This is a genomic window from Streptomyces sp. NPDC087844, assembly GCF_044742785.1.
Classification (GTDB): Bacteria; Actinomycetota; Actinomycetes; order Streptomycetales; family Streptomycetaceae; genus Streptomyces.
Map to the genome: position 1 here is coordinate 1 of NZ_JBIUVD010000008.1, position 14,483 is coordinate 14,483.

11 protein-coding genes are annotated in these 14,483 nt (G+C 70.7%); 8 read left to right on the forward strand and 3 right to left on the reverse strand.

What is annotated here, in order from left to right; all coding sequences use genetic code 11:
- Positions 1 to 175: 175 nt before the first annotated feature.
- Positions 176 to 2,863 carry a DUF6493 family protein gene (locus ACIOKD_RS17585; protein ID WP_402084382.1) on the reverse strand — a complete coding sequence of 896 codons (2,688 nt, stop codon included), beginning with the start codon at positions 2,861 to 2,863 and terminating at the stop codon, positions 176 to 178.
- A gap of 314 nt (positions 2,864 to 3,177) precedes the next feature.
- Between ACIOKD_RS17585 and ACIOKD_RS17590 the strand changes: the two genes are divergently transcribed.
- The 8 genes from ACIOKD_RS17590 to ACIOKD_RS17625 all read left to right on the forward strand — a co-directional run bounded on the left by ACIOKD_RS17590 (position 3,178) and on the right by ACIOKD_RS17625 (position 12,503).
- Positions 3,178 to 3,906: a DUF1684 domain-containing protein gene (locus tag ACIOKD_RS17590; protein ID WP_402084385.1), complete on the forward strand. Its 729-nt coding sequence runs from the start codon at positions 3,178 to 3,180 to the stop codon at positions 3,904 to 3,906.
- An 85-nt stretch (positions 3,907 to 3,991) separates the two neighbouring features.
- A complete protein-coding gene (locus tag ACIOKD_RS17595) occupies positions 3,992 to 5,521 on the forward strand; it encodes an ABC transporter substrate-binding protein (protein ID WP_402084387.1) in 1,530 nt (509 codons plus the stop codon).
- Positions 5,521 to 6,486, forward strand: a complete 966-nt coding sequence (locus ACIOKD_RS17600; protein ID WP_402084389.1) for an ABC transporter permease — start codon at positions 5,521 to 5,523, stop codon at positions 6,484 to 6,486. The genes ACIOKD_RS17595 and ACIOKD_RS17600 overlap by 1 nt, the downstream gene beginning before the upstream one ends.
- Positions 6,483 to 7,361 (forward strand): ABC transporter permease, encoded by an 879-nt coding sequence (locus ACIOKD_RS17605; RefSeq protein ID WP_402084391.1) that lies wholly within the window; start codon positions 6,483 to 6,485, stop codon positions 7,359 to 7,361. Before ACIOKD_RS17600 ends, ACIOKD_RS17605 begins: the two co-directional genes overlap by 4 nt.
- The gene (locus ACIOKD_RS17610; RefSeq protein WP_402084394.1) at positions 7,358 to 8,170 is read left to right on the forward strand and encodes an ATP-binding cassette domain-containing protein; all 813 of its coding nucleotides are present in this window, start codon (positions 7,358 to 7,360) and stop codon (positions 8,168 to 8,170) included. Before ACIOKD_RS17605 ends, ACIOKD_RS17610 begins: the two co-directional genes overlap by 4 nt.
- Positions 8,167 to 8,967: an ABC transporter ATP-binding protein gene (locus ACIOKD_RS17615; protein WP_402084397.1), complete on the forward strand. Its 801-nt coding sequence runs from the start codon at positions 8,167 to 8,169 to the stop codon at positions 8,965 to 8,967. Before ACIOKD_RS17610 ends, ACIOKD_RS17615 begins: the two co-directional genes overlap by 4 nt.
- A 224-nt stretch (positions 8,968 to 9,191) precedes the next feature.
- Positions 9,192 to 11,270, forward strand: a complete 2,079-nt coding sequence (locus tag ACIOKD_RS17620) for a bifunctional polysaccharide deacetylase/glycosyltransferase family 2 protein (protein ID WP_402084400.1) — start codon at positions 9,192 to 9,194, stop codon at positions 11,268 to 11,270.
- Positions 11,271 to 11,315: 45 nt separating this feature from the next.
- Positions 11,316 to 12,503, forward strand: a complete 1,188-nt coding sequence (locus tag ACIOKD_RS17625; RefSeq protein ID WP_402084402.1) for an LCP family protein — start codon at positions 11,316 to 11,318, stop codon at positions 12,501 to 12,503.
- On the opposite strand, the gene ACIOKD_RS17630 is transcribed toward ACIOKD_RS17625, so the two are convergent.
- Both ACIOKD_RS17630 and ACIOKD_RS17635 read right to left on the reverse strand, forming a co-directional pair.
- Complete coding sequence (locus tag ACIOKD_RS17630) at positions 12,454 to 13,746, reverse strand: N(5)-(carboxyethyl)ornithine synthase (protein ID WP_402084404.1); 1,293 nt, start codon at positions 13,744 to 13,746, stop codon at positions 12,454 to 12,456. The genes ACIOKD_RS17625 and ACIOKD_RS17630 overlap by 50 nt on opposite strands.
- A gap of 100 nt (positions 13,747 to 13,846) precedes the next feature.
- Positions 13,847 to 14,119, reverse strand: coding sequence for a hypothetical protein (locus tag ACIOKD_RS17635; protein WP_402084407.1), 273 nt, complete (start codon positions 14,117 to 14,119; stop codon positions 13,847 to 13,849).
- Between the last annotated feature and the right edge of the window lie 364 nt (positions 14,120 to 14,483).

Below are 14,483 nucleotides of genomic sequence, written 5' to 3' on the forward strand. Positions count from 1 at the left end.
CCCCCCAGGTCATGCCTTCGACAGGGGGACACAGTCATGCCGGACCCGGAGGCCAGCGGCCCCGTTGCGGAACCGCAGAAAACATAACGGGGGCGGGGGCGACGGACCCCGCCCCGGCCGACCGAACGGCGGTCCCGCCCACCCTTGGGCGGGACCGCCGTTCACCGGGCGGGCCTCAGCGGAGCGCGTCCCGCAGCAGTCGCGCGTTCTTCACCAGCCCGCTCGAACCCTTCCGTCCGGCCGTTGCCGTCACCTCGGCGATCTCCCCCTTCGCCCCGCAGCGCGACACGCATTCCACGGCGAGCGCCAGCAGTTCGCCCGCGCCCCGGACCGGGGTGTCCCGCAGCAGGCCGGGCAGAGCGGCTGCCAGCACGGACCACACCGTGGCGTACGCACCCGTCTCGGCGGCGGTCCGCAACGACTCGGCCGCCCGGCTCGCGCTGGGCCACTCGTCGTTCAGCAACGCCTCCAGCTGCCGTCCGAGCAGCCCGCCGTCCAACTGCCCCCGTGCGGCCAGGACCAGCAGGGCGTCCACCACCGCGTCGGTGTCCATGCGCCAGATCAGTCCGAAGGCCACGGCCAGGTGCACCGAGTAACCCGCCGGACCGCCGGACTCCGCGACGAGCGGCAGGACGCGCGGCCACCCCGTCTGTGACATGCGCGGCTCGAAGTAGTCGCGTGCCATCAACTCCTCGCGGTGGTGCGGCAACTGCGCCACCCAGAAGGGCCGGATCGGGTCGGCGAGGCCGTTGTTGCCGACGTACGGTCCGACCAGCGCCGCCGCGGCCAACGGGAACGCGGGGTCGATGGGCGCCCCGGGGCGCGCGGGTGTCCACCACCCCTGCGAGGCGGGCTTCGGCGGCTTGCAGTGGGGCCAGCCCTTCGGCTCCGAGTCCTGGTGCGGAAGCCCGCCTTCGCGCAGCCAGTGCGCCAGCCGCCGGCCGGCGGGGGAGTCGAGAGCCCCGGCGGCGCGGAGCACCTCGTCGTCCGCCGTCGGGGTGACCCGCAGCAGGGCCTGGGCCAGGTCGACCGGCGCGGGCGTGACGCCCAGGCCGGCGAGCGCCGAGATCCGTTCCAGTAGTACGGCGGCGTCCAGTGCGCCGGTGGAGAGGGTCGGTACGGCCAGCAGGAACGGCTGAGCGCTGGACTCGATGATCTCCATCGCCTCGGCGAGCCGTGCGGCGAGCATCGAGCCGGCCAGGGAGAAGCTGCCGCTCGGGCGGGTCCGGCCGAGGTGGACGACGCGGTGCAGCAGGCCGACCCGTGGTCTCGGTTCGTCGCCACGCACCGTGGCCGCCACGTCGTAGAGGTCCGCCTGTGCCCAGTCGTAGCCGCCCTTCGGCTGTCCGCGCATGACCGGCTTCAGTGCCTCGGACAGCGCGGCCCGGTCCACATGGGCGTGTCGGACCAGGCCGTCCAGGGCGCGCTCGAAGGCCACCACGTCCTGGTCGTTCGCGACGACCGCCGCGACCTCCTGCGCGACCTCGGTGGCTGTTGCCACGGGCCCCGGCACCGGGTTCGGGACCGGCACGGGAAGCAGTGTGTCCGCGTACGACTCGGTGACGACGACCTGTGGTGTGCCACCCACGTCCCCCTGTGCGCCGAACAACTCGCCCGCCCGCGCCGCGAGTCCAGGGCTGAGCCGCTCGGCGGCCGTCCGTAACTCCGGCAGCACCGACTCCCCGGCAGACTTGATGTGACGGCCCGTCAGGGTCAGTGCGCGCTCCTGCAACGCCAGGTCCCGGTGTCCGAAGGCGATGGCCATGTCGGCGAGCAACCTGTCCGCGCGCGCCGGGTTCCGCCGGATCGCGCGGTCGAGCAAGGCCAGTTGGGCGCGGACCAGTCCCTTCTCGGGGCGGAGCAGGACCCGTACGCACGCCTCGGTGAGGACGTCGGGTTCCAGCAGCCCCGACTCGTCCAAGCCGGTCAGGACCTCCTGGGCGTAGCCGGCCACCGGCAACGACCCGTCGAGCAGCGCCAGATGGTCCCGTACCAGGAGCGCGTTCTCGGCCGGTGTGGAGTTCAGGGCCCGCAGGAACAGCAGGAAAGGCGTGGTCTCCACGCGCGTGCCGTCGGCCGGCAGGTGCCCGAGCAGTTGCCCGGCCAGCGCGGCGCGTGCGGGAGCCACCCGGGCGTGTTCGGCCGGGGTGAGCGCGAGTGCCTCCAGCATGGCCGCCGCGCGGGCTCCTCCCGGCGGATCGCCGACCATGTCCGCGAAGAGGTTGTCGACCAGCTCGTCACGGTCGGCGAAGCCCTCTGCGGTGAGGTCGACGAGAGCCTCCAGCAGCCACGCCGAACGGCCGAAGACGATACGCCCAGGTCTTTCCACGGCCAGGGGGACGAGTGTCGGGGTGAAGGCGTCCGTGCGCAGCCGCTCCAAGAGGTCGGCACCCGGTGTCCCACCCAGGACCCGCGCGGGCCGCTCCCGGTTGTTCGCGCGGTTGAAGAGCCAGGCCAGGGCGAACTTGCGGGAGGCCGGCAGCGGACAGCCGGTGTCGTGGACGAGGTGTTCGGTGATCGTGTACACCGTGTCCGAGGCCGTCGCACGTTCGCCGAGCTGTGCGACCAGCTCGGCGCGCCAGGCGACGGGGCGCAGGTTCAGGACGTCCACCGTCCAGGTGTCCAGCTTGAAGTACCGGTACGTCAGGAGCCACGACGCCGCGGCCTCGGGGGTGACCCGGCAGCCCAGTTCGGCGGCGGACAGGGATGCCCTCACTTCCGCGGTGTTCGTCCGCCGGAAGATCGCCTCGCGGAGGGCCGCCAGCCCGGCCGCGCACGCCTTGCGCTGCTCCGGCTCCAGAGCACCCAGCTCCCGGACCACTCCGGCGAGGTCGCCGGCCTCTACAAGTTCGACCAGCTTCATCGTGCCGCCTTCGTCCTTTACGTGTGGGTAAGTAGGCCCAGGGCGTGGGGGGTTGAGCCACATGGACACGCTAGGGCCGCGCACCGACAGGACGAAGAAAACGTTCAGAGGGCAATGATCAAGATGTGTGCGGGGTGGTTGTCCGGGGCGGTGGCCCGCGCGAAACCGCCCAGATTTGAGACCCGCCGTCTCGCCACCCGAGATGCATGTTTGACATTAGGTGACCTTATGAACGATAAAGGACATGCTTTGACCATCTAATAGCCGCCCGTGTTCGCCATGTCGTGGCGTCCGCCCAGTCGAATGAGTTCGCCGTGTCCCAGTCCACCGCCTCCCCGGCCTCCGTCGACCCCGGGGAGGAGTGGAAGCTGTGGCGTGCCGAGCGCCACCGTTCGCTCACCTCACCGACCGGGAACCTCGCCCTCGTCGAGACCCGCTGGCTGCCGACCGGTGAGGAGACCGACACCGAGGCGGCCCGCGCCGGGCAGCCGGACGGTGTGACGGTCACCACGCTCCGGCGCACCGACCTCGTCACCGGCGAACCCGAGCACGGCCTGCGCCTGTGGAACGCGGACTCGCCCGCCATCCGTCATTTCGACGGCGTCACCGCCTTCCCGTACGACCCGGCGTGGGTCCTGGAGGCGTCCTACACCCCCGTGCCCGGCGCCCGCCGCGTCGCGTTCGAGCACCTCCGGGACAACGGCGGCACCCGCGAGCTGGTCGTCCCGGGCGACATCACGCTCACCGTCGACGGCCGCGAGTACACCCTCAGCGCCTTCGACGACGACGGCACCCTGCTCCTTGTCTTCGGCGACCCCACGAACGGGGACACCACCTACGGCGCCGGCCGCTTCCTGTTCGTACGGCGTACCCAGGACGACAACCGGGTGATCCTCGACTTCAACCGGGCCTTCGTGCCGCCCTGCGGGTTCTCCGATCAGTACAACTGTCCGATGCCGCCGCGGCAGAACCGCTTCCACCTGGCCGTCGAGGCCGGCGAGAAGCTTCCCCTCTTCCGCGACGGCTTCCCGGCCCAGCACTGATCGCCCCCTTCCCACCGGCTCCCGCAGCACCGGGCGGCTCCCGACAGCACCCCGCGGCTCCTCGTACCGAAGGCACCTGACACCCATGAGCAAGAACAGCAAGAGCAGAGCGTCCCTCTACGGCACCGCCACCGTCGCCACCCTCGCCCTCGGCCTCACCGCCTGCGGCGGCGGCTCCGGCGGCAGCGGCGCCTCCTCCGGCACCTGGGACAAGAGCGCCACCGTCAACATCGGCTCCCTCTACGAGCCGCAGAACCTCGACAACACCGCGGGCGGCGGCCAGGGCGTCACCGAGGCCCTGAACGGCAACGTCTACGAGGGTCTGTTCAAACTCACCGACGACGGCAAGGTCGAGAGCCTCCTCGCCCAGGACCACGAGGTGAGCAAGGACGGCCTCACCTACACCTTCACCCTGCGCGACGGTGTGAAGTTCCACAGCGGCAAGGAACTGACCAGCGCGGACGTCAAGTACAGCCTGGAGAAAGTCCTCGCGGACGACTCGCAGTCCGCCCGCAAGAGCAATCTCGAAGTCGTCAAGGACATCGCCACCCCCGACGCGAGGACCGTCAAGGTCACCCTGTCGAAGAAGTCGATCTCCTTCGTCTACAACCTCTCCTACGTCTGGATCATCAACTCCGACGCGAAGAACCTCAAGACGACCGAGGACGGCACCGGCCCCTACGCGCTCGCCAAGTGGACCCGCGGCTCCGCGCTGAGCCTCGACCGCTTCGCCGGCTACTGGGGCGACGCCGCAGCCAACAAGAAGGTCGTCTACCACTACTACAAGGACGCCTCCGCGCTGAACAACGCGCTGCTGACCAACGCCGTCGACGTGGTCACCAGCGAGCAGTCGCCCGACGCCCTGGAGCAGTTCAAGAGCAACCAGAACTACAAGGTCAACGACGGCGAATCCACCACCAAGCTGCTCCTCGCCTTCAACGACAAGGCCAAGCCGTTCACGGACGTCAAGGTCCGCAGGGCCGTCTCCGCCGCCATCGACGACAAGAAGCTGCTCGATTCCGTCTGGGGCGGCTACGGCAAGCTCATCGGCTCGATGGTGCCGCCCACCGACCCCTGGTACGAGGACCTCACCGACGTCAACGCGTACGACGTCACCAAGGCGAAGAAGCTGCTCTCGGAGGCGGGCTACGCCAAGGGCTTCAGCTTCACCCTCGACACCCCGAACTACGACCCGCACCCCACGGCCGCGACCTTCATCAAGTCGCAGCTCGCCAAGGTCGGCATCACCGTCAAGATCAACACGATCACGCCGGACGAGTGGTACACGAAGGTCTACAAGAACCGCGACTTCACGGCCACACTCCAGGAGCACGTGAACGACCGCGACCTCGTCTGGTACGGCAACCCCGACTTCTACTGGGGCTACGACGACAAGCAGGTCACCCAGTGGGTGGAGCAGGCCGAGGAGGCCTCCACGACCGACGAGCAGACCGACCTGCTGAAGAAGGTCAACCGCAAGACCGCCGAGGACGCGGCCAGCGACTGGCTCTACCTCTACCCGCAGATCGTCGTCGCCGGCAGCAAGCTCTCCGGCTACCCGCTCAACGGCCTCAACTCCCAGTTCTACGCCTACGACATCAAGAAGAAGGGCTGATGGGGCGCTATCTCCTGCGCCGCCTCGCGTTCCTCCTGGTGTCGCTGGCCCTGGCGAGCGTGGTGCTCTTCGTGCTGCTGCGCCTGCTCCCCGGCGACCCGGCCAACGCGCTCACCTCGGTGGGCGCCAGTCCGGAACAGATCGCCGCGGCCCGCCACTCCATCGGCTCCGACCGTCCGCTGCCCGCGCAGTTCACCCACTGGCTCGGGCAGCTGACGAGCGGCGACCTCGGCACGTCCTTCGTCAGCTCGCTGCCGGTCGGCCCCGAGGTGAGCGCCCGCCTGAACGTCACCGTGCCGCTGACGCTGGCCGCGTTCGTGCTGGCCGTCGTCGTCGCCGTACCGGTCGGCTTCGTGGCCGCGTACAAGCGCCACACCTGGTACGGGGCGGTGCTCAGCGGGATCTCCCAGCTGGGCATCGCCGTCCCGGTGTTCTGGCTCGGCATGATCCTCATCGCCGTGTTCGCGCTGAACGCGGGCTGGCTCCCCTCCGGCGGCTTCCCGCAGGACGGCTGGGCCGCACCCGCCGACGCCATCCGCTCGCTCGTCCTGCCCGTGGTCACCATCGCCCTGGTCATGGGCGCCTCCCTGATCCGGTACGTCCGTTCCGCCACCCTCGACGTCCTCGGCAGCGACTACCTGCGCACCGCCCGGGCCCTCGGCGCGTCCTTCCCGCGGGCCATGTGGCGGCACGGGCTGCGCAACGCCTCCGTACCCGTGATCTCCATCCTCGGGATCGAACTCGCCTCGACGCTGCTCGGCGCGGTCGTCGTGGAGTCGGTGTACGCGCTGCCAGGACTCGGCTCGCTGCTGGCCACCGGTATCGCCCAGCACGACTACCCGGTCGTCCAGGGCGTCCTGTTCGTCTCGACCCTCGCCGTGCTCCTGATCGGCTTCGCCGCCGACCTGGTCCAGCGGATCATCGACCCGCGCCTGCGCGGACGGCTCTCCGGAGGTGCCCGATGACCCTGCCGCCCGCCCCGCTCAAGGAGACGGAGCCCACGGAGTCGACGCCGGTCTCGCGCCGCCGCCGTTCCGCCACGCTCCTCGCGGGCTGCTCGCTGACCGCCCTGATCGTGCTGCTCGCCCTCGTCTCGCTCGTCTGGCTGCCCTTCGACACCGACGACACCTCCGGCGGGCGGCTCGCGGGCCCCGGCGACGGGCATCCGCTCGGCACCGACAAGCTGGGCCGGGATTTGCTCACCCAGCTGATGACCGGCGCCCGTATCGCCGTGCAGGCGGGTCTGGGCTCGGTCGCCATCGCCGCGGTCGTCGGGGTCACCCTCGGTGTGCTCGCCGCGTTCGCTCAAGGGTGGTTCGACGACACCCTCGCCGCGTTCCTCGACATCCTCATCGCCTTCCCGACGCTGCTGCTCGCGATGCTCGTCGTCGCCGCCCGTTCGGCCACCCTCGGCTCCGCGATCCTCGCCATCGGGCTGGCCCAGAGCGCGGTGGTCGCCCGGCTCGTGAGGATCCTCGTCAAGCGGGTCCTGGCGCGGGACTACGTCACGGCCGCCCGGACCTCGGGCACCTCCTGGCCGCGTACGGTCGCCGGGCACGTCCTGCCGAACATCTGGCCCACCCTCGTGGTCAACCTGGCGCTCCAGTTCGGCCTCGCCGTGCTCGCCGAGGCCGGACTGTCCTACCTCGGCCTCGGGGCCCCGCCGCCCAACGCCTCCTGGGGCCGCATGCTCCAGGAAGCACAGTCCACCTTCACCACCGCACCCGCGGGCGCGCTGGCCCCCGGCATCCTGCTGGTCGTGCTCGTCGTGGGTGTCAACCTCATCGCCGACGGACTGCGCGACACCCTCGACCCGGCTACGAGAAGGAGGCGGACATGACCCTCCCCGCCCCCCTCCTGGACGTGCGCGGCCTGACCGTGCGCACCGACGACGGACGCACCCTCGTCGACGACCTCTCCTTCACCGTCGGCAGCGGCGAACGGCTCGGTCTGATCGGCGAGTCCGGCTCCGGCAAGTCCCTGACCACACTCGCCCTGCTGGGCCTGCTGCCCGACGGCATGACCGCCACCGGCAGCGTCGAACTGGCCGCTACGCAGATCGTCGGCGCCCCGGAAAACCGCCTCACCGCCGTACGCGGCCGGGACGCGGCCGTGGTCTTCCAGGAACCCCTGACCGCCCTCGACCCGCTGATGCGCATGGGCCGCCAGATCGCCGAACCCCTGGCACGCAGGACCGGCCTCAAGGGCCGGGACCTGCGCGCGGCCGTCACCGAGGCCCTCGTACGGGTACGGCTGCCCGAACCCGACCGCATCGCCCACGCCTTCCCGCACGAGATCTCCGGCGGCCAGCGTCAGCGCGTCGCCCTCGCCATGGCCCTGGCCTGCGAACCGAGCCTGCTGATCGCCGACGAACCCACCACCGCGCTCGACGTCTCCGTCCAGGCCGAGATGCTGGACCTGCTCGACAGCCTCGTCCGCGAACGCGAGATGGCCGTGCTGTTCGTCAGTCACGACCTCGCCGTGGTGGCCAAGGTCACCGACCGGGTCCTGGTGCTGAAGGACGGGCGGGCCGTCGAGGAGGGCCCCGTCCTCGACGTCGTCACCGCGCCGAGGGCCGAGTACACCAGGGCGCTGGTCGCCGGCGCCCGGAAGCTGGAGTCCGCCCTGGACCTGAGGAGCCCCCGATGACACCCGAGCCCGAGCCGACGGAGGCGGAGCGTGTGACACCCGTACTGGAGCTCACGGACGTGGCCGTACGCTACCGGGGCGCCGCCGCCGACGTCGTACGGGACGTGTCCCTGGCCGTCGAGCCGGGGCAGTCGCTGGCCCTGGTGGGGGAGTCGGGCGCGGGCAAGACCACCCTGCTGCGGCTCCTGCTGGGACTCGCCCGTCCCACGGCCGGTACCGTCCGCTTCGACGGTGAGCCGCTCGCCCCGCGCGACCGGCGGCAGATGCGCCGTTTCCGACGGGGCGTCCAGTGCGTGTTCCAGGACCCGTACTCCTCACTCGACCCCAGCCGCCGCGTCGCCGCGATCGTCGCGGAACCGCTGCGCTCCCTGGGCCTCGACTCCCGGACGACCGCCGCGCCGAAGGTGGCCGCCGCCCTCGAACGGGTCGGGCTCCCGGCGGACACGGCCTCCCGCTACCCGCACGAGTTCTCCGGCGGCCAGCGTCAGCGCATCGCCATCGCCCGTGCCATCGTGTGCGACCCGCGCGTGCTGCTCGCCGACGAACCCGTGAGCGCGCTCGACGTCACCACCCGGGTCAAGGTCGTCGATCTGCTGGCCGAGCTGAAGGAGGAGCGGCGACTGACCCTCGTCATGGTCTCCCACGACCTGTCGGTCGTCGCCTCCCTGTGCGAGCGCACGGCGGTACTGGAGAGCGGCCGACTGGTCGAACAGGGCGACACCGACCAGGTGTTGGGCGACCCGGCCCACCCGTACACCCGGCGGCTGATCGACAGCGTGCCGCGGCTGCCGGTCTGAGCGGCGGACCCCCGGGCCCAGACAGGACCCGCCCCCTCGCCGCCGCGAAACCCCCCTTCCTGTGAGCCTCGGCGTTGGCGCCGTGCGAGCGCGAAGCTGTGGCTAGACTCGCGCCCCATGCGTAACTCCGGCCCCGCCAGCCCGTGGCAGCAGACCTCTTCCAGCGCATCGGCCACCGACGCGGGGGAGGGCAGAAGAGCGGTCGAGGGGAGGGGTGGCGCTTGGTGAGGGCTCGGCACAAACAGTCCCGCGATCCGCGGGGGCACTGGCTGTTGCTGATACTCGTCCTGCCCGCGATGTTCGCGGCCCTCCTCTTCGAGGGCTGGACCAACCACGAGGTCGACGCCGCCGACACCCGGTCCGCCTGTACCTCGCCCGCACCCGACGCCGTCACCCGCGGCGGCCCCGTCATCGGCATCAACCGCAACGGCGTGCGCACCGCCTCCATGCCCGCCCGCACCGTCGCGCTCACCTTCGACGGCGGCCCCGACCCTGTCTGGACCCCGCGCTTCCTCGACCTGCTGAAGAAGCACCGGGCCCGCGCCACCTTCTTCCTCCTGGGGTCGCAGGCGGCCCGCCATCCGGACCTCGTACGACGGATCCGCGCCGAGGGCCACGAGATCGGCTCCCACACCTACACCGGAGCCGCCCTGGGCGAGACGTCCGCACTCCGGTTCTCCGCCGAACTCGACCTGACCCAGAGTGTGCTGGCGGGCACCGCGGACCTGCGCACCAACCTGCTGCGGATGCCGCGGACCACCTCACCCGACACCCTGTGCGGCCGTGAGTGGGCGGCGGCCCGGCGCGCCACCGCCCAGGGCTATGTACTGGTCGCCGCCGACAAGGCGTCCCGCAGGCCCGCACAGGGCCTGGTCCGTCAGTTCAGCCAGACGGCGACCGCGTACCGGGAGACGGAGAAGCTGCTCGGCAACCCGGGAGTCGACCGCTTCACCACCGTCTCGGCAGGGGTCCGGCTGACCCCGTACGAGCGGGTGTCGGCCGTCGAGCGCTGGTGTGGCAGCGCGCTGATCCGGGCCGCCTGGCTGGGGCGCGCGTTCTCGGACGTGATGACCTGGACGCTCGGCATCGCCGGCGCGCTCGGCGTGCTGCGTCTGCTCCTGCTCGTCCACTTCGCCCGCGCCCATGTGCGCCGGCTCGAACGCTCCCGGCCCGGCGCGCCCTGGCTGCGGGAGGTGACGGAACCGGTCACCGTGCTCGTCCCCGCCTACAACGAGGAGGCCGGGATCGAGGCCACCCTCCGCTCACTGCTGGCCTCCGACTACGCCCGGCTGCAGATCATCGTGATCGACGACGGCTCCACGGACCGTACGGCCGAACTCGCCGAAGGCGTCGGTGACGCGCGGGTGCTGGTGATCCGCAAGGCCAACGCGGGCAAGGCCGCCGCCCTCAACACCGGCCTCGAACACGCCAGTCACGACATCCTCGTCATGGTGGACGCCGACACCGTCTTCGAACCGGACGCCGTGCACCACCTCGTCCAGCCGCTCGCGCACCCGGCCGTCGGCGCGGTCAGCGGCAACACCAAGGTCGGCAACCGGCGGGGCCTGCTCGCCAAGTGGCAGCACCTGGAGTACTGCTTCGGCTTCAACCTCGACCGCCGCATGTTCGAGGTGCTGGAGTGCATGACCACCGTGCCCGGCGCCATCGGGGCCTTCCGCCGGGACGCGCTGACCGGGGTCGGCGGAGTCAGCGACGACACCCTCGCCGAGGACACCGACCTCACGATGGCCCTGTGGCGGGCGGGCTGGCGCGTCCTCTACGAGGAGTCCGCCGTCGCCTGGACCGAAGTGCCCACCTCGCTGCGGCAGTTGTGGCGTCAGCGCTACCGCTGGTGCTTCGGCACGATCCAGGCCATGTGGAAGCACCGCGGCGCCGTCCTGGAGACGGGCGTGGCCGGACGCTTCGGCCGGCGCGGACTCACCTACCTCGCGGTCTTCCAGGTCGCCCTCCCGCTCCTCGCACCGGTCATCGACGTGTTCGCCCTGTACGGCGTGCTGTTCCTCGACCCGATCGGCTCGGCCACGGTGTGGTTCGCCTTCATGGGCATCCAACTGCTGTGCGCCGGATACGCGTTGAGGCTCGACGGGGAGCGCGTACGGACCCTGTGGTGGATGCCGTTCCAACTCGTCGTCTACCGCCAGTTGATGTATCTCGTCGTCATCCAGTCCGTGGTCGCCGTGCTGCTCGGCAGTCGGCTGAAGTGGCAGATCATGAAGCGTTCCGGCACCGCCGCTGAACAGATCGGCGACCCCGCCCCGTATAAGAGCGTGCCCACGAGATGACCCCGTGACGGGGTGACCCCATGTGTCGAAGGACTGGACAGGCGGATGAACGACGGGACCGACCACGGGACCGGCCACGGTTCGTGGTCGGGGCGCGGGAACGGCGCCCCCACCTCGACACGTACGGCACCACTGCCCGGTATGCCCTCACCGGCCACCCCGGGCCGTACGCATGAGGGCCGTACGGACGACGGGAGCCGGCCCCACCGGAGCGCGAACAGCGGCAGATCTCCCAGGCCCCGCCCCACCCGGCGCCGCAGGGTCGTGCGGCTGGCGGTCCTGCTGCTCGCCGCGCTGGTCGCGTCCTCCGTCGGCACCTATGTGTGGGCCGACACCGAACTGGACCAGGGAGTCGACCTCGGCGCGCTCCCGGACCGCGCGCCGGCCGGAAAGGGCACCAACTACCTGATCGTGGGCTCCGACAGCCGGGCGGGCCTGTCCGAGCAGGCCAGGAAGGACCTGCGCACCGGTTCGGCCGAGGGCCGCCGCACCGACTCGATGATCCTGCTGCACACCGGCGCCAACGGCACCACCATGCTGAGCCTGCCGCGCGACTCCTGGGTGACCGTCCCGCCCTACGTCCGCCCCGAGACCGGCCGCAGCTACCGCGCCGAGCCGAACAAGCTCAACGCCGCGTTCTCCCTCGGCGGCCCCGACCTGCTCGTACGGGCCGTGGAGAGCAACACCGGGCTGCGCGTCGACCACTACGCGGAGATCGGCTTCGCGGGCTTCGTCGGCGTGGTGGACGCGGTCGGCGGTGTGGACATGTGCCTGGACCGGGACGTCAAGGACGACAACTCCGGCGCCGACCTGCGCAAGGGCTGCCAGACCCTCGACGGCGCCGAGGCGCTGGCGTTCGTCCGTCAGCGCAAGCAGGAGGCCCAGGGCGACCTGGGCCGTACCCGCAACCAGCAGAAGTTCCTGACCGCCCTCGCCGAGAAGGCGGTCACCCCCGGAACCCTCCTCAACCCCGCCAGGTCCTTCCCGACCCTCGGTGCGGGCCTCGACACGCTGGTGGTCGACAAGGGTACGGGCCTGCGGGACCTCATGACACTGTTCCGCGCGATGCGGGGCGTCACGGCGGGCGGCGGCCGGCAGCTCAACGTGCCCGTGTCCGACCCCGCTCTCGCCACCGACAAGGGCAGCGCCGTGCAGTGGGACGACCGCCGCGCGCGGACACTCTTCACTGAGCTGCGGAACGACCGCCCGGTGACGCTCCCGCGGGAGAGGTGACCCTGTTCTTCGACGTCTTGTCCTTCGAGGCCTTGTCCTTCGAAGCCTTGTCCTTCGAGGCCGGGGGAAGCACCGGAGCCGGCGGCAGCGCGGCGGCCGGGACCTCGACGGCGTGCGGGAACGCGGCCGACCGGTGCTGGAAGGAGAGGATCTTCGGGTTCAGGACGACACCGTCACGAATCTCGATGGCGCTCTTGATCGTGGCGTCGCTGTCCCAGGCCGCCGGGCCGCTCAGGACCGTGCGCAGATAGGGCAGGAGCGCCTCACTGATCTCCCAGGTGGCCGAGTCCCACAAGTGCGACGGGCTGTGGTCCACGCCGTAGTAGTGGCAGCCGGGACCCACCGTGGGCATCGGGTCCTCGAACGTGGTCGGCCGCGCCCAGTCGAAGCCCATGCCCTCGTCGCAGGAGACGTCGACGAAGAAGGTACCCGGCTTGAACAGGGCGAGTTCCTCGTCGGTGACGAACGTGAGCGGCGCGTCGGTGTCCTGCCTTATGCAGTTGACGATCACGTCGAACCCGGCCAGATACTCCGCGAGCGGCACGGGGCCGAGCCCGGTGAGCGCCTCCAGACGGGACGGATCGTCCTCGCGCTCGGCGAAGTGTCCCATCACGACCGACGGCATCGGTGAGGCGACCGCCGCGGCGGCGCGCTGCGTCAGCACCGTGACGTCGGAGATCCCCATGGCGCCCAGACCCGTGACCGCACCGCGTGCGGTGGCCCCGAAACTGATGACCACCGCGCGCATCCGGCGGCCGTAGCTGCCGGTCAGCCCGCCGAGCTGCAGGGCGTGCAGCACCGAGCAGTAGCCGGCCAGTTCGTTGTTCTTGTGGAACACATGGACGCTGAAGGCGCCCGTGGAGGTCCAGTGGTTCATCGCCTCCCAGGCGATGAGGCTGAGCTGCCGGTCGATGGCGAGCTGAGTCATCCGCTCGTCCTGCACGCAGTGCGGCCAGCCCCACAGGACCTGGCCCTGGCGCAGCTGGGCCACGTCCTCGTGCATCGGCTTGGGCAGCAGGAGCACATCGCACTCGTCGAGGAGCTGGTCGCGGGAGCGCAGTCCGCCCACCAGTGGCCGCAGCGCGTCGTCACCGACGCCGAACCGGCCGCCGTAACCCTCCTCCAGGAAGATCTTCGCGCGTACGTCGGGAGCGATCCGGTCGAGGTGACCGGGATGCAACGGCAGTCGGAACTCGTTCTCTTTGCGGGAGGAGGCGAGTACTCCGAGACTCAACAGACTCATGCGCGTCCTTCTATTTCGTTGTCGTCGTGCTGGTTGTCGTCGTGCTGGTTCGATCGTGGTGCTTTGGTCGTTCGCGGTGTTCAACGCCGGACCGGCCGGATCAGGCACGGTCTCCCCGGTGCCTGCGCACACGTTCGTCCAGGGGGAGGGCCGTCTCGCCGAGACCGTTGACGGATCCGCACGCCATGCGCGCGCAGGTTCCGTGGCAGGCGAGGATCTGTCCGCCGTCGTGGTGGGAGACCACCACGGCCTCGGGGTCGGGTGCGTTCCGGTAGTCGGTGCCGCACATGAGGCAGGCCAGTCCGGAGAGCATCTCGGCGGTCGGTTCGGGGCGGCCGCGGCGGTGGCCGGAGATCGCGTCCTGTGAGTACATGTGTCCCGCATCCTCTGTGTTCGGGTCTGGTCGGACCGTGCACGAGGCTCCCGAATGCCCAGGGGCGTCCGAAGAGCTGGGAGGGTCGCTATCGCCGGGTGCGGAAGGGACTGCGGGAGACGGCGGGACGGTACGAGCCAGAAGGCATCGTGCGGCTCATTTCCGGCCGGATTCGATCTTCGTCGGCCATTGCCGTTCTCCGAGTGCGACGCCGAAACGGATGACGGCATACGAGGTGCGCCCGGTGACGCAACCGTACTCCCTTCCGCATTCGGCGCCGACCTGCCGGCCAGGGGCCGGAGCCCGGATCCGGGCTTTTCCGTCCATCGGGAACGTATGCGGCACACCGGACGTTGTAGGGAAT